The following is a 14,841-nucleotide window of genomic DNA, read 5'->3' on the forward strand; positions in this document are numbered from 1 at the left end:
ATGCCACCGACCAGCCAGACCCTGACCGCCGAGCGCATCCTCGAAGCCACCGAGGAGGTGCTGCGCCGGCACGGCCCGGCCAAGGCCACCGTGGTCGACGTGGCCCGCGCGCTCGGCGTCAGCCACGGCAGCGTCTACCGGCACTTCCGCACCAAGGCGGCGCTGCGCGAGGCGGTCACCAAGCGCTGGCTGGACCGGACCTCGGAGCGGCTCGCCCGGATCGTCACCGCCGGCGGCAGCCCAGAGGAGCGGCTGCGGGCCTGGCTCGCGGCCCTGTTCGAGGCCAAGCGGCACAAGGCGGGCGACGATCCCGAGCTGTTCGCGACCTACACGGTGCTGACCGACGAGAACGGCACGGTGGTCGGCGAACACATCGCCGACCTGACCGGGCAGCTGACCCGGATCATCGAGGCGGGGACCGGCTCGGGCGCCTTCATGGCACCCGACCCGGCCGCCGCGGCCCGCGCCGTCTTCCACGCCACCGGCCGCTTCCACGACCCCGGGTACGCCCGGGAGTGGCAGCGGCCCGGCGTCCAGGAGGAGTTCGAGGCGGTCGTGGATCTGCTGCTGCGCGGGCTCACTTCACCTTGACCGTCACGGTCGGTGAGTAGACCTTCCCGGAGGAGTTCACGCTCGCGATCCGCAGATGCTCGGTGCCCTTGGTGTTGAGCTTCGCGGTCAGGGCGTACGAACTGCCCTTCTTGACCTTCGCGGTCGCCTTCAGCGAGGTCCACTTGCCGGACTTCTCGTGCTGGAGCACCAGCGGGTTGCCGATCTTCAGGCCCTTGGTGCGCCCGGTGAACACCACCTTGTCGCCGGCCTTCACCGATGTCTTGTCGGCCTTGACGCTGATCGAGGCGGTGCCCTCGTTGGGGCTGGGGCTCGGGGTGCCGCCGGCGGCCAGGGCTCCGGCCGTTCCGCCGGAGAGCAGCGCCATGGACAGGGCGCCGGTGCCGAGCAGCCGCAGGCAGTGGTGGCGGAGTACGGAGGTCATGTGTGTCTCCCGTCCTGTCGCTCGATGGACCTTCCCAGGCTGGCGCCCGACCGCCGAACCGGCCACTCGAGACAGCCGGAAAAACCCCCGCTTTCCGGTAAAAAGAGCAGGTCAGAGCCGGTGAAAAGACAGTGGCCGACTCACCGTGTCCGTACCCGCCGTACCCGCCGTACCCGCCCCGCGCGGTCCTCAGCGCTGCGGCTGGCGGGGCACCGTGGGGTCGACCGTCGCCTGGTGGGCCTCGGCCAGGTGCTCCTCCGCCTTCAGCCACGGCAGGAACTGCGCGCCGCGCCGCCAGCCGCAGGTCTCGCACCGGATCGTGCGCTGCACACCGGTGCGCAGCACCTGGACCACGTGCTCCCGGCCGTGCTGGTCCCACCGGCTGACCCTGCTCGTGCCGCTGTCCCTAGGCATCACGCCCCCTCCCCGCCGGACCGCCCGGCCGCAAGGAGTGTGCGGCAGGACCGGCACCGACGGGGCGCGGTCACGCCGAGTCGGCCAAGCCGTGCTCTCGGCTCAGCCGACCGTCCGGGGCAGCCGCAAACTCAGCAGGCCCGTCAGCACGATCCCGGCCAGCTGCACCAGCAGCGTGCTGACCAGCGCGTCCCGCATACCCAGGTGCGGCACGAGGGTCAGGAACAAGGTGCCCAGCGTGGCCACACCCAGGGCCAGCGCCGACTGCTGAGTGGTGACCATCACACCGCTGCCGACGCCGGCCCGGGCGGGCGGCACCTCGGACATCACGATCCGCAGCACATTGGGCAGTTGGAGCGCCTGGCCGGCACCGGCCACGGCCGCGCCCGGCAGCAGCGGTCCGAAGCCCAGATGCGGCCAGTCCCGCCAGGCGGCCAGCACGATCAGCAGCACGCCCACGCCCTGGAGCACGGACCCGGCGGTGACCACCCGGGTGCCGTAACGGGCGATCAGCCGGGGCCCGGCCAGCGAGACGAACAGGAACGTCACGGCCATCGGCGCGAGCGCGAGTCCGGCCGGCACCGGGCCGAGCCGGGCGCCCTGCTGCAGCGCCAGCGCGATCACGAACATGAAGCCGCTGAAGCCGATGGAGAACGGCACCATCAGCTCCAGACCACGCCGCATCGACGGCACCCGGAACAGGCTCGGCGGCACCAGCGGGGTCCGCCCGGCCCGGTCCGCCCGCCGCTCCACCGCCCAGAACGCGGCCACGGCGAACGGGAACGCGGCCAGCGACAGCCAGGTCCACAGCGGCCAGCCGGCGGCCCGGCCCTCGGTGAGGGGCGCGAGCAGCGTCAGCAGGGACACCGCGAGCAGCACGGTGCCCGGCCCGTCGACGGGCTCGGGGTGCTGCGACCGCGTCTCCGGTACCAGCCGGGCGGCCAGCACCAGGCCCAGCACGACCACCGGCACGTTGACCAGGAAGATCGCCCGCCATCCGGTTCCGGCCACATCGGCGGCCACCAGCACCCCGCCGAGTATCTGCCCGGCCACCATGGACAGCCCGGCCGTGGCGCCGTACAGGCTCATGGCCCGCGCCCGGCGCGCCCCGCCCGTGGCGGACTGGATGGTCGCGAGCACCTGCGGGAGCATCGCGGCGGCCGAGGCGCCCTGCGCAACCCGGGCCGCGACCAGGCTCCAGGCGCCGGGTGCGAGCCCGCAGGCCAGCGAGGTGAGTCCGAAGGCGGCCATGCCGCCGAGGAACAGCCGGCGCCGGCCGAACAGGTCCCCGAGCCGCCCGCCGAGCACGAGCAGCACGGCGTACGCGACCCCGTACCCGGCCACGACCAGTTCCAGCACGGACTCGCCCGCGGCGAGATCGCTGCCGATCGTCGGCAGGGCCACGTTGACGATGAAGAAGTCGACCAGCGGCAGCGCCGCGGCGAGCAGGACGGTGAACAGCCCGGGGCCGCCGAGCGTGGGCGGCGCGGCCGTCGTCCGGACGACAGGGGCGGTGACGGTTTCACTCATGGTCCCGAGCCTGCGCGAGGGCCCAGCCTGGTACCAGAGTCTGCTCATCCTGGTAGCGGGACTACCCGGCAACCACGGTCGGCCGGCAGGGCGGGGCCGGAGGGGAGTGGGGCCGGTCACCAGGGAGGATTCCCTTCCCGTCCCTTCAGCCTGGTGGCAGGCGCGCCTCATCCTGGTACCCGAAGCACCTGGAAACGGGCTGCCCGGCACGGCACCCTTGGCGTATGACCACCATGGCCCAGGAGACCTCGCCGCAGCCCGTCCGGGGCGCGGAGATCCGCCGGCACGAGCTGGCCGCGTTCCTGCGCAGCCGGCGCGAGCGCATCGCGCCGGAGGAGGTGGGCCTGCCGCGCGGCACCCGCCGGCGGACCCCCGGACTGCGCCGGGAGGAGGTCGCCCAGCTCTCCGCGGTCGGTGTCACCTGGTACACCTGGCTCGAACAGGCCCGTGACATCCAGGTCTCCGTGCAGGTCCTGGACGCCCTGGCGCGCGCCCTGCGGCTGGACGCCAGCGAGCGCGCCCACCTCTTCCAGCTGGCCGGCGCGACCGATCCGACCCCGGCCGCGAGCTGCCCGAGCGTCACGCCCGCCCTGCGCGAGATGCTGACCCGGCTGGAGCCGGTCCCGGCCTGCATCCAGAACAGCCGGTACGACATCCTCGCCTACAACCGCACCTACGGCCGCCTCCTGTGCGACCTGGACGCGATCCCGCCCGAGGACCGCAACTGCATGCTCCTCATCCACACCGACAAGGACTGGCAGGCGGCCGTCGTCCATCTGGAGGAGTCCCGGCGCCTGATGGTCGCCCGGCTGCGCGCCGCCATGGCCGGCCACCTCGGCGAGCCGGCCTGGAAGATGCTCCTCGGACGGCTGGAGGAGATCCCGGAGTTCCGCGAGAACTGGCAGCGGTACGAGGTGGTCGGCACCCGCTCCAAGACCAAGGAGTTCCTCAACCCGCACGTCGGCCACCTCACCCTGGTCCACACCGACCTGTGGCTGGGACCCCAGCTGGGCGCCCGGATGGTGACGTACACACCGGTGAACGACGAGACCCGGCGACGGCTGGAGCGGCTGCACGAGATCGCGTCCGGGGTGCCGGGGCGCTGAGCCGGGTCCGCCGCAGGCGCTGAGCCGGGGTCCGCCGCACCCGGCGGCGGCTTCAGGACCGCCCGGTGGCTCCGACGGCCTCGCGGATCTCCGCCGACTCCAGCCTGCGGGACGTCTCCTCGGCGGTGCGGCGGGCCCAGGAGCCGCTGGTGAGCAGGCCCAGGACCAGGACGGCCAGGCCACAGCCGGTGAGGATCCACCAGCCGGGGCGGGCCGCCGGGACGAACGCCTGCCGGTACGGGGACGAGCCGATGCCGGAGGCCAGGACGGCGCCGACCACCGCGACGCCGAGCGTCTGGCCCAGCTGCCGGCTCGTGGAGGCGACGGCGGCGGCGACGCCGGCCTGGGTACGCGGCATGCCGGACACCGCGGTGTTGGTGATCGGCGCGTTGACGAAGCCGAAGCCGATGCCGAAGAGGACGTAGCCGAGGACCAGGGTGGCGTTCGTCGTCTCCGCCTCGAAGACCGCGAACAGGACGCCGCTCGCGGTCATCGCCGTACCGGCGATCAGGAGGGGCAGCCGGGGGCCCCGGGTGCCGACCAGGCGGCCGGACAGCGGGGCGCACAGGAAGGTCGGCACGGCCATCGGCAGCATCCACAGGCCCGCGTGCAGGGCGTCGAGTCCGCGCACGTTCTGCAGGTACAGCGTGGACAGGAACAGGAAGCCGCCGAGCGCCGCGAACGCGCCGACCGCTATGACGGTGGCGCCGCTGAACGGGGCCGAGCGGAAGAAGCGCAGGTCGATGAGGGGCTCCACGCGTCGACGCTCGTACCGCAGGAGGGCGAGCAGGGCGGCCACGGCGACCGCGGCGAACGGTGCCACCGGACCGGCGCCCGACTCCGGCGCCTCGATGATCGCGTACGTCAGCGAGCCGAACAGGGCGATCACCAGCAGCTGGCCGACCGGGTCGGGGCGGCGGGCCCTGGGCGCGCGGGACTCGGGGACGAAGCGGAGGGTGAGCAGGAGGGCGGCGAGGCCGACGGGGAGGTTGATCCAGAAGATCGAGCGCCAGCTCACCGACTGCACCAGCAGCCCGCCGACCAGCGGACCGGCCGCCATGGAGATGCCGACCACCGCGCCCCACACACCGATCGCGCGGGCGCGCTCGCGGGCGTCGGTGAAGGTGTTGGTGATGATCGACATGGCGACCGGGTTGAGCATCGAGCCGCCCACCGCCTGGACCATGCGGAAGACGATCAGCAGTTCCAGGCTGGGGGCGAGGGAGCAGAGCAGGGAACCGACGGTGAACACCACCAGGCCCGCCATGAAGACGCGTTTGCGCCCGATGCGGTCGGCCGTGGAGCCCGCGAGCATCAGCAGCGAGGCCAGGACGAGCGTGTACGCGTCGATCGTCCACTGCAGGCCGGAGGTGGTGGCGTGCAGGTCCCGCTGCATGGACGGCAGCGCCACGTTCAGCACGGTGTTGTCGAGGCTCACGATCAGCAGGCTCATGCAGCAGATCCCGAGCACGAGCATGCGGCGGCGATGGCTCAACTCTGGCATGCGCCCCATCGTACGCCGATTTCAATAGTGCGGTTAACTAATGACTGCTACATGATGTTCGGGAGGGCGGTGGTTCCGGCCGGCCGTTCAGTGCAGTACCCGGGGCAGCCGCAGGCCGAGCAGCGCCAGCCCCGCCAGCCCCGCCGCCTGTACCGCAAGGACCACCACCAGCGCGTGGCGCATCCCGGCCGCGGGCGCGAGCGACAGGAACAGCGAGCCGAGCGTCGCCACCCCGACCGCGAGACACGACTGCTGGAGTGTGGCCGCGAGCCCGCTGCCCGCGCCGGCCAGCCGGTCCGGGACCGCGGCCAGCAGGATCCGGAAGTACAGCGGTAACTGCATGCCCTGGCCCGCTCCGCACAGCGCCAGACCCGGGGCCAGGGCGAGCGGGCTCAGCCGCGGCCAGGGCCCCAGCAGCGCGGTCCCCGCCAGCACCGCCAGACCCGCGATGTGCAGCACCGCCGCCGCCGACACCGCCCGCGCCCCGAGGCGCCGTACGGCACGAGGGACCAGCAGCGACGCGCCGAACTGCGCCACCCCCATCGGCACCAGCGTCAGCCCGGCCCGCAACGCCCCGTACCCGAGGCCCTGTTGCAGGGTGACCGCCGTCACGAACATCCAGCCCCCGAAGCCGACGAACACCGGCAGCCCCAGCAGCAGACCCCGGCGCACGTCCGCCGCGGCCGACAGCGACGGCGGCAGCAGCGGGTCGCCGCCCCCGCGCTCCGCCCGCCGCTCCACCGCGTGGAAGGCCAGGGCGAGCAGCGGAGCCGCGCACAGCAGCAGCACCGACCACAGCGGCCAGCCCGCCGCCCGGCCCTCGGTCAGCGGCAGCAGCAGCGCGCTCAGGGCCGCCGCCAGCAGCGCCGTACCGGCCAGGTCCGCACGCCCCGGCCGCTCCGCCCGGCTGTCCGGCACCGACCGCAGCGCACAGCCGAACGCCGCCACCGCCACCGGCACGTTCACCAGGAACACCGCGCGCCAGCCGGTGCCCGCCGGGTCGGCGGCGACCAGCACCCCGCCCAGCATCTGCCCCAGCACGACGGACACCCCGCCCACCGAGCCGTACAGCGCGACCGCGCGGGCCCGGCGCTCCCCGGACGTCGTCGCGTGGATGGTGGCCAGCACCTGCGGCAGCAGCGCCGCCGACGCGGCACCCTGCGCCGCCCGCGCGGCCACCAGCCACCAGGCACCGGGCGCCAGCCCGCAGGCCAGCGAGGTCAGTCCGAAGCCCGCCACCCCCCACAGGAACAGCCGCCGCCGGCCGAAGGAGTCCCCGAGCCGGCCGCCGAGGACGAGCAGCACGGCGTACGCCACCGCATAGCCGGCCACCACCATCTCCAGGGTCGCCGGGGGCGCGTGCAGATCGCGTTCGATCGTCGGCAGCGCCACGTTGACGACGAAGAAGTCGATCATCGGCAGCGCGGCGCCCAGGAGGAGCGTGAGCAGGCCGAGCGGGCTGAGGGCCGCCCGGGGCGGGGCGGCGGTCACGGGTGAGGTCGTCGTGGTCACGCCTCGACCCTGCGCCCGCTCCCAGCCGGGTACCAGGCGGTGCTCATCCAGGTACTGGCACCAACTGGAACACGGCCGCCTCCTGACGGCACCCTTGGTGTCATGACCACCGCAGCGCCCGAGCAGACCCAGCACGTCCGGCGCCGGGAACTGGCCGCCTTCCTGCGCAGCCGGCGCGAGCGGATCACCCCGGAACAGGTGGGGCTGCCCCGCGGCACCCGCCGCCGGACGCCGGGACTGCGCCGCGAGGAGGTCGCCCAGCTCTCCGCGGTCGGCATCACCTGGTACACCTGGATCGAGCAGGCCCGGGCCGCGCACGTCTCCGCGCAGGTGCTGGACGCCGTCGCCCGCGCCCTGCTCATGGACCCCGCCGAGCGCGCCCACCTGTTCGCCCTCGCCGGGACCGCCGACCCGCGCACCGGGGTGGACCGCCCGGCCGCCTCCGGGACCGCGCTGAAGGTCGTCGAACGGCTCGCCCCCTACCCGGCCTCCCTCCAGAACGCCCGTTACGACCTCCTCGCCGTCAACCGCCCCTTCGCCCAGCTCTTCGGCGATCCCGCCGGGCTGCCCCCGGCCGACCGGAACTGCCTGTGGCTGCTGACCACCAGCGAACGCTGGAAGCGGGACTTCCTGGACCGGGACGAGATGCTGCGGGACCTCATCGCCAAGTACCGGGCGGGCATGGCCGAGCATGTGGCCGAGCCCGCCTGGAAGGAACAGCTGGGGCGGCTGCTGCGGGCCTCCGACGAGTTCCGCGAGCTGTGGCAGCGGCACGAGGTCGCGCCGATGTCCCCGCACGTCAAGCGGTACATGCACCCGCGGGTCGGGCTGGTCCGCCTGGAACACCGGAACATGTGGCTCGCCCCACAGACCCCGGCCCACCGGGTGGTCGCCTACCTGCCCGCCGACGAGGAGAGCGAGGAGCGGCTGGAGCGGCTGGCGGAGCTGCCGGACGAGCAGCCGGCCGGGTGAGGGACAATGGTTGCTCGCCCCGTGTCCCTGTGCCGTCCATCCGTTCCGGAGCCCTGACGATGACCCACCCGCTCTCCATCGGCCCGCACGCCGTGACACCGCCCGTCGTGCTCGCACCCATGGCGGGGATCACCAACGCGCCCTTCCGCACCCTGTGCAGGGAGTTCAGCGGCGGCAAGGGCCTGTTCGTCAGCGAGATGATCACGACCCGGGCGCTGGTCGAGCGCAACGAGAAGACCATGCAGCTGATCAGGTTCGACGCCAGCGAGCGACCGCGCTCGATCCAGCTGTACGGCGTCGACCCGGCGACCGTCGGCAAGGCCGTCCGCATGATCGCGGAAGAGGACCTGGCCGACCACATCGACCTGAACTTCGGCTGCCCGGTGCCGAAGGTGACGCGCAAGGGCGGCGGGTCCGCGCTGCCGTACAAGCGGAACCTGCTGCGGGCGATCCTGCGCGAGGCCGTCTCCGGCGCCGGGGACCTGCCGGTGACCATGAAGATGCGCAAGGGCATCGACGACGACCACATCACCTTCCTCGACGCCGGCCGCATCGCCGTGGAGGAGGGTGTCACGGCGATCGCCCTGCACGGCCGTACCGCCGCCCAGCACTACGGCGGCACCGCCGACTGGGACGCCATCGCCCGGCTGAAGGAGCACGTGCCGGAGATCCCCGTGCTCGGCAACGGCGACATCTGGTCGGCCGAGGACGCCCTGCGGATGGTGCGCGAGACCGGCTGCGACGGGGTCGTCGTGGGGCGCGGCTGCCTGGGCCGCCCGTGGCTGTTCGCGGACCTGGTGGCGGCGTTCGAGGGGCGGCTCCAGGACGTCGCCCGTCCGACCCTGCGGGTGGTGGCCGACGTCATGGTCCGCCATGCCCGGCTGCTCGGCGAGTGGACCGGTGACGAGTCCAAGGGCGTGGTCGACTTCCGCAAGCACGTCGCCTGGTATCTGAAGGGCTTCGCCGTCGGCTCCGAGATGCGCAAGCGGCTCGCGATCACCTCGTCGCTCCAGGAGCTGCGGGCCGGCCTGGACGAGCTGGACCTGGACCAGGCGTGGCCGGCCGGCGCGGAGGGGCCGCGCGGCCGTACGTCCGGCAACAACCGGGTGGTGCTGCCGGACGGGTGGCTGAAGGATCCCTACGACTGCGCGGGCGTGAGCGAGGACGCCGAACTGGACACGTCCGGAGGCTGAGCCACCCCTCCCGGGGCTCCGCCCCGGCCCCGGCCCCGTCCGCCACCCGGTTCGGCCGGCCGGGAAGCGGGCCACCGGGCCTGCCCGGGTGGGATGCGGGATGCGTCAGTTCGTCTTCGGGTGTGGTGTCGAGCCGTATGCCGTCAGGAAGCGGTCGCGGAACGCGCTCATCTTCCACACCGGTGCGTCATGGGCGGGGCGCAGCCCGTCCGTCCAGCCCCAGTCGGCGATCCTGTCCAGCACCTTCGGGTCCTTGGCGACGACCGACACCGGCACGTCACGGCTGGCGTGGTCGCCGCTGACCCGGGCGATCGGCTGGTGGTCGCCGAGGAAGACCAGCACGGTGTCCTCGCTGCCGTAGCGCTCCAGCCACTCGGTCAGCGCGGTCACCGAGTACTGGATCGACTTCCCGTACTCCTCGCGGGACCTGGTGGTGTCGGCGATGATGTCGGCCGGCTTGTTGCCCGCCGCCTCGATGTCCTTGAAGACCGAGCCGTCACCGAGCCGGTCCCAGCCGACCATCTTCGGGATGGGCGCCCAGGGCTGGTGGCTGGAGGTCAGGATGAGCAGCGACATCCGCGACCTGCCGGCGGTCGGCCGCTTGCTGTGCACCCGCTCCTGGTACTGCTGGAGCGTGTACTGGTCCGGCATCGTCGACCAGCTGAACTTCGGCCCCCGGTAGCCGAGCCGGAAGGCGTTGTAGACCTTGTCGAGGCCGTACCACTTCTGCTCCGGCCAGCCCTTCTGCACACCCGGCATCACCCCGACCGTGTCGAACGCGCCGGTCTTCTTGAAGGCGTCCGTCAGGCTCATGTGGTCGCTCGCCATGACGGTGCGGTACCGCTGCTGGTTGCTGATCCACAGGCCGGACATGGTGGTGGAGTGGCCGAGCCAGCTGCTGCCGCCGTAGGTCGCCGAGGTCAGCCAGCCGCTCCTGGCGTGGAAACCCGCCTTGGCCAGGGCCTTGGTGCGCACGTCCAGGGTCCTGTCCACCCCCGGCGCCATGATCGGGTCCTCGATCGCGCTGCGGCCGTAGCTCTCGATGAACGTGAAGATCATGTCCTTGCCGCGCAGATCGGGCACCAGCTGGCTGCCCGGAGTGTTCCCGAAGGCGTCGACCCGGGCCACCTTCCGGAACTCCGCCTCGTCGTGCAGGGTGTCCGAGACCCGGCGGGTCTGATCCCGCAGTGCCGTCGCCGTCCGGTCGGAGGCGAGCGGCACGCCCGCCACCTGGAGGCCGAGGGAGGAGCAGGTGATCCAGACGACGCCGGCGACGAGGGTGCCGCGGGTCGCGGTGCCGGGGTGCCGGGCGAGGACGCCGCTCACCCGGACCACGGACAGCGCCAGCAGCACGAGGAGCAGCAGCACCAGGGTGATCACCCCGGCCACGGCGGCCAGGGTGGCGGTGCGGCCGAGGGAGTCCTCCAGATACGACTCCGCGTCCCCGAACAGGCTCCAGTCGAGGATGACGTTGAACTTGCGGCCGAGGTACTGGTTGAAGCCCATGTCGAGCGCGTTCAGCACGGTCATGGCCCCGAGCAGGACCCCGGACACCGCCGCCACCGCCACCCGGGGCCGGCGTGGCAGCGCGAGCAGCACGGCGGCTCCCACGACGGCTTCCGCCGGCAGCCGCAGGAAGGCGCCGGGCTCCAGCCGGGCGACGGAGTCGGGCATCACGAGCGCGGCGACGACGAGCGCGGCGGCGAGCACGGTGAGGGTGACGGACAGGACCTGGGCACCGCGGGGATGCCGTTGCCGCCAGCCCTGGCTCCACGCGGACCAGAGCGCCCGGAGCGCCCAGGGCGGGCGCCGGGGGCGACGTGCGGCGGGCAGCGGCGCGGAAGCCTCCTCCGGCTCCGTCTCCTCTGTCGTTGCCGGCTGGTGTGTGCTCATGTCCTGAGACAACCCGGAGTCCTTCCCTTGCAGCCCGTCGACCGCTCTCCCGTACGGCTCACCCCGGACCACTGTTCACCCCGGCCGGGCAAACACCTGGCAATACGGCCGACGGCGCGTCGGGTCAGGACGGCCGGGTGCCCCCGACGGTGCGTCAGGTCATGGCGGCTGGGCTAGGCGCCCCCGACGGCCGTCAGCAGGGCCAGCGGGGCCGCCGCGGACCGCGCCTCCCGGCCGCACGCGTGCGGGTACGGCACCGGCTCGCTGTGCGTGTCCCGCCCGTACCCCGCCAGCACCTCCGGCAGCCGGTGCCCGGACACCGTCGCCGCGTCGACCAGTGCCTGCGCCACCGTCCGGGCCTCGTCGTGCAGCCCGTACCGCGCCAGCCCCAGCGTGATCAGCGCGTTGTCGTGCGGCCAGACGGAGCCGCGGTGATAGGACAGCGGGTGGTACGCCGGCTGCCCGGAGGCCACCGTGCGTACGCCCCAGCCGGAGAAGAAGTCCGGCTCCAGCAGCCGCCGGCCCACCACCTCGCCGTACTCCTTGTCCAGCAGTCCCGACCACAGCAGATGCCCGGCGTCGGAGGCCAGCGCGTCGATCCGGCGGCCCTGCCCGTCCAGCGCCAGCGCCGGGAAACACCGCTCCGGCATCCAGAAGTCCCGCTGGAAACGGTCACGGAGGTCGGCCGCGGCCTGCTCGAGCAGCGCGGCGTACGTCGCGTCGGCCCACACCGCGCGCGCCACGCCCGCCGTGCGGCGCAGCGCGTCGTACGCGTAGCCCTGGGCGCCCGCCGCCATCACCGCGCCGGTGGGCCGGGTGCCGTCGGCGCAGCAGATGGCGCCGGGGGAGTCCTTCCAGTTCTGGTTGGCGAGGCCGCCCGCGTCGGCGCGGTAGACGAGATAGCCGCGGGAGGTCAGCCCGCCGTGGTCGAGCATCCAGCCGACGGCGGCGCGGGCGTGCGGCTCCAGGCGGCGGGCCAGCGCGGTGTCCCCGGTCTGTTCGACGTACGCCCCGAGCAGGATCAGGAACAGCGGGGTGGCGTCGACCGAGCCGTAGTAGCGGCGGAACGGCACCTGGCCGAAGTGCGCCAGCTCCCCGTGCCGTACCTCGTGCACGATCTTGCCGGGCTGGGCGACCGGGGACGCGCCGGTGCCGGTCGCCTGGGTGGCGGCCAGGGCGAGGAGGGTGGCGGCGGCCGGCCGGGGGCGGTAGGGCAGGGCGAAGAGGGAGGTGAGGAGGGCGTCGCGGCCGAGCAGGGTGAGGAACCAGGGGGCGCCGGCCGCCGGGACGTGCAGCTCCTCGCCGTCCGGTCCGGTGGCCGGGACCTGGAGCGCCGCCAGGTCGGCGAGGCCCCTCGCGCAGGCGGAGGCCAGCTCCGGCCAGCCGGCCGGGAAGGCCACCCCCTCCATGAACTCGCCCTCCGACTCGCTGAGTTGCCGGCGCACGGCGGCGGGGTCGCGGGGCACGCGCAGGGCACGCTTCTCGCCGTGCGGGCGGGCGATCACCCGCAGCAGCAGCTCGGTCGTGCCGTGCGGCGCCAGGTCGAGGGTCCACACCAGGCGGCGGGCGCCGGTGCCCGTCTCCTCCACGGCGTCGGGGGCCGGGTCGGCCGTGATCGTCGTGCAGGACCGCCATTCGGCCCGCCGGTAGGTGAACTCGATGCCGTCGCCGAGGACCTGACGGGAGCGTACGGCGCCGGCCTTGACGTAGGTGCGGTGGTCGGAGCGTAGCTCGAACTGGTCGGTGAAGTCGGCGTCGACGGTGAGCGCGAGCCGGACCGTGGTGGGCACCGGGCGGTTGCTGGTCACCCGCACGGACTCCACCAACGAGCTGTCCCCGACGGCCTGTTCCCGGAAGAGGGCGTGGGCCGGGGGCTCCTGGCGACCGCCGCGCGGGACCAGTACGCACCGGGCCGCGTCCCCGTCCGCCACCGGGGTCAGCACCTCGGGCACCGCGCCGTCGACGGTGAGCTGCCAGCGGCTGAGGTGCCGCGCGTCCCGGACGAACAACCCGTCCGGTGAGCTGCCGCCGCGCACCCCGCTGATGTCACCACGGTCGCCCACGGCGGCGAAGGTGGCGCCGTGCACGAGCAGATGATGCCGGTCGGTCATCCCTGGTCCCCTCCTCTGTCCCTCGTGTCAAACGTGCCGGTGCCTGAGGCGGACACGTCGTTTTGTGGGCTCTTGTCCAGCTTTTGACGCTCGTGTGGTGCGCAACCCCGGTGGTACAGGTCGAGCGCGAGTGCGGCCGTCCAGCTGAAGCCGCTCGCGCCGCAGGGCTCGCCGGTGTACGGATCGACGTACTCGGCGAAGTCGGTGGTATCGGCCAGGTGCAGCACCGCGGCGCGCAGGGCGTCGGCCGCCGCCGTCTCGCCGTGTGCGCGCAGCCCGCGTTCCAGCAGCCAGTTCGTGTTGAACCAGGCCGGGCCGCGCCAGTACCGGTGCGGGTCGAACGCCTCCCCGAGGAGGTCGTAGCTCGGGACCAGCCGGGTGCGGTCGCCGAGCGAGAAGTGCGGCCCGCGGACGGTACGGACGAGGGCGGCGGCGAGGTCGCGGGGGAGGCCGGGCAGGAGCAGCGGAACCAGTCCGGAGACACTGCGCTCGGGGACGAGCGCGTCGCCGCCGCGCAGGTCCCGGCACCGGAACATCCCCGCCCGTCCGTCCCACAGCCGCGCCACCAGGGCCTCCGTCAGCCGCTCGGCGCGGGCCCGCCGGGCGGAGCCGGCCGCGCCCAGTTCCTCGGCGATCCGCGCGAGGGCCTGCTCGGAGGCGATGAGCAGGGCGTTGAACGCCGGGTCCTCCACGGCGAACCCGCCACCTCCGTCGCCCCGGTCGCCCCCGCCCGGCCCGTCGCCCGGCCTCCCGCCCGGCCCGTCGCCCGGCCTCCCGCCCGGCCCGTCCCTGTGGCCGCGGTCCCGATACCCCCCGTCCCGATACCCCCCGTCCCGATACCCCCCGTCCCGGTAGTCGGCGGCCAGCCGCACGTACCGCCCGTAGTCCAGATCCGTGGGCCGGTCCTCGGGCGCGCCGTGGTCGAGGTCGGCGCGGCGGAAGGAGCGGGCCGGGGCCGGGGTGATCCGGGCCAGCGGGGCGTCCCAGCAGGGGCTGTTGTCCATGCCCTGCTCCCACGGGTGGACCACGCAGGCCAGTCCGGCGCCGCCCAGGTCCCGCCGGTGCAGCAGATACCGGTGCCAGGCGGCCAGCCTCGGATACATCCGGGCCAGGAAGCCGCGGGCCCGGGACAGGGCGGGGTCGGCGCGGTGCACCAGCCAGGCCGCCAGCGCGTGCACCGGTGGCTGCACGATGCCGGAGGTCTGTACGGTGCGCGGGGCGCCCGCGGTGCGCCCCGCGCTGGAGGAGCGCCAGAAGTCGGGGCTCGGGAAGTACGCGTCGAGCGGTACGGAGGGGTTGAAGACGATGTGGGGGACGCGTCCGTCGGCCCACTGGGCCCTGAAGAGGGTCTCCAGCTCCGTCTGGGCCCGCAGCGGCGAGACGTGCCGCAGTCCGATGGCGATGAACGCGGAGTCCCAGGACCACTGGTGCGGATACAGGTTCCGGGAGGGGACCGTCGAGCTGCCCGTCCAGTTCGCCTCCAGGACCCGGGCGGCCCTGACGTGCGGGGACGCCGACGCGGACGGTGGATCGTATGCGGTCTCGAACGCGGCGGGACGGGCAGTGAGCTGGGCGGTGCGGTCCACTCGGGGCTCCCCGGAGACGTCCGGCC

The 14,841-nt window shown here is 73.7% G+C and carries 12 protein-coding genes; 4 read left to right on the forward strand and 8 right to left on the reverse strand.

Annotation, left to right across the window (positions count from 1 at the left end; genetic code table 11):
• The gene (locus tag AB0B40_RS27110) at positions 1-591 is read left to right on the forward strand and encodes a TetR family transcriptional regulator (protein ID WP_345057815.1); all 591 of its coding nucleotides are present in this window, start codon (positions 1-3) and stop codon (positions 589-591) included.
• Here AB0B40_RS27110 and AB0B40_RS27115 read toward each other — a convergent pair.
• The 3 genes from AB0B40_RS27115 to AB0B40_RS27125 form a co-directional block, all read right to left on the reverse strand.
• Positions 578-994 carry a hypothetical protein gene (locus AB0B40_RS27115; protein WP_345057813.1) on the reverse strand — a complete coding sequence of 139 codons (417 nt, stop codon included), beginning with the start codon at positions 992-994 and terminating at the stop codon, positions 578-580. The genes AB0B40_RS27110 and AB0B40_RS27115 overlap by 14 nt on opposite strands.
• Positions 995-1,183: 189 nt before the next feature.
• A complete protein-coding gene (locus tag AB0B40_RS27120; protein ID WP_345057810.1) occupies positions 1,184-1,408 on the reverse strand; it encodes a hypothetical protein in 225 nt (74 codons plus the stop codon).
• A 102-nt stretch (positions 1,409-1,510) separates the two neighbouring features.
• Positions 1,511-2,938, reverse strand: coding sequence for an MFS transporter (locus tag AB0B40_RS27125; RefSeq protein ID WP_345057809.1), 1,428 nt, complete (start codon positions 2,936-2,938; stop codon positions 1,511-1,513).
• 224 nt (positions 2,939-3,162) lie between these two features.
• Here AB0B40_RS27125 and AB0B40_RS27130 point away from each other — a divergent pair, with 224 nt between their 5' ends.
• The gene (locus tag AB0B40_RS27130) at positions 3,163-4,044 is read left to right on the forward strand and encodes a helix-turn-helix transcriptional regulator (protein ID WP_362266032.1); all 882 of its coding nucleotides are present in this window, start codon (positions 3,163-3,165) and stop codon (positions 4,042-4,044) included.
• A 52-nt stretch (positions 4,045-4,096) separates the two neighbouring features.
• On the opposite strand, the gene AB0B40_RS27135 is transcribed toward AB0B40_RS27130, so the two are convergent.
• Together AB0B40_RS27135 and AB0B40_RS27140 are read right to left on the reverse strand one after the other, a co-directional pair.
• Positions 4,097-5,548, reverse strand: coding sequence for an MFS transporter (locus AB0B40_RS27135; protein ID WP_345057806.1), 1,452 nt, complete (start codon positions 5,546-5,548; stop codon positions 4,097-4,099).
• Positions 5,549-5,635: 87 nt separating this feature from the next.
• Entirely contained in the window at positions 5,636-7,060 is a 1,425-nt protein-coding gene (locus AB0B40_RS27140) for an MFS transporter (RefSeq protein ID WP_362266034.1), read from the reverse strand.
• Between the two features lie 102 nt (positions 7,061-7,162).
• On the opposite strand from AB0B40_RS27140, the gene AB0B40_RS27145 reads away from it, so the two are divergent.
• Together AB0B40_RS27145 and dusB are read left to right on the forward strand one after the other, a co-directional pair.
• Entirely contained in the window at positions 7,163-8,032 is an 870-nt protein-coding gene (locus AB0B40_RS27145) for a helix-turn-helix transcriptional regulator (protein WP_362266036.1), read from the forward strand.
• A gap of 59 nt (positions 8,033-8,091) precedes the next feature.
• Positions 8,092-9,225: a tRNA dihydrouridine synthase DusB gene (dusB, locus tag AB0B40_RS27150; RefSeq protein WP_345057798.1), complete on the forward strand. Its 1,134-nt coding sequence runs from the start codon at positions 8,092-8,094 to the stop codon at positions 9,223-9,225.
• Between the two features lie 105 nt (positions 9,226-9,330).
• Here dusB and AB0B40_RS27155 read toward each other — a convergent pair whose 3' ends face one another.
• The 3 genes from AB0B40_RS27155 to AB0B40_RS27165 form a co-directional block, all read right to left on the reverse strand.
• Entirely contained in the window at positions 9,331-10,899 is a 1,569-nt protein-coding gene (locus tag AB0B40_RS27155) for a CDP-alcohol phosphatidyltransferase (RefSeq protein WP_362266058.1), read from the reverse strand.
• 392 nt (positions 10,900-11,291) lie between these two features.
• Positions 11,292-13,229 (reverse strand): glycogen debranching N-terminal domain-containing protein, encoded by a 1,938-nt coding sequence (locus AB0B40_RS27160; protein ID WP_345057795.1) that lies wholly within the window; start codon positions 13,227-13,229, stop codon positions 11,292-11,294.
• Positions 13,226-14,815 (reverse strand): hypothetical protein, encoded by a 1,590-nt coding sequence (locus AB0B40_RS27165; protein WP_345057793.1) that lies wholly within the window; start codon positions 14,813-14,815, stop codon positions 13,226-13,228. The genes AB0B40_RS27160 and AB0B40_RS27165 overlap by 4 nt, the downstream gene beginning before the upstream one ends.
• Positions 14,816-14,841 lie beyond the last annotated feature (26 nt).

The organism is Streptomyces sp. NPDC042638 (assembly GCF_040647235.1).
GTDB classification, from domain to species: Bacteria; Actinomycetota; Actinomycetes; order Streptomycetales; family Streptomycetaceae; genus Streptomyces; species Streptomyces rameus.

What these genes read in the sequence shown, in the direction of transcription:
- AB0B40_RS27130 (WP_362266032.1), top strand. Translation starts at nt 3,163, where the DNA reads ATGACCACCATGGCCCAGGAGACCTCGCCGCAGCCCGTCCGGGGCGCG.
- dusB (WP_345057798.1), top strand. Translation starts at nt 8,092, where the DNA reads ATGACCCACCCGCTCTCCATCGGCCCGCACGCCGTGACACCGCCCGTC.
- AB0B40_RS27145 (WP_362266036.1), top strand. Translation starts at nt 7,163, where the DNA reads ATGACCACCGCAGCGCCCGAGCAGACCCAGCACGTCCGGCGCCGGGAA.
- AB0B40_RS27125 (WP_345057809.1), bottom strand. Translation starts at nt 2,938, where the DNA reads ATGAGTGAAACCGTCACCGCCCCTGTCGTCCGGACGACGGCCGCGCCG.
- AB0B40_RS27110 (WP_345057815.1), top strand. Translation starts at nt 1, where the DNA reads ATGCCACCGACCAGCCAGACCCTGACCGCCGAGCGCATCCTCGAAGCC.
- AB0B40_RS27155 (WP_362266058.1), bottom strand. Translation starts at nt 10,899, where the DNA reads ATGCCCGACTCCGTCGCCCGGCTGGAGCCCGGCGCCTTCCTGCGGCTG.
- AB0B40_RS27115 (WP_345057813.1), bottom strand. Translation starts at nt 994, where the DNA reads ATGACCTCCGTACTCCGCCACCACTGCCTGCGGCTGCTCGGCACCGGC.
- AB0B40_RS27160 (WP_345057795.1), bottom strand. Translation starts at nt 13,229, where the DNA reads ATGACCGACCGGCATCATCTGCTCGTGCACGGCGCCACCTTCGCCGCC.
- AB0B40_RS27120 (WP_345057810.1), bottom strand. Translation starts at nt 1,408, where the DNA reads ATGCCTAGGGACAGCGGCACGAGCAGGGTCAGCCGGTGGGACCAGCAC.
- AB0B40_RS27135 (WP_345057806.1), bottom strand. Translation starts at nt 5,548, where the DNA reads ATGCCAGAGTTGAGCCATCGCCGCCGCATGCTCGTGCTCGGGATCTGC.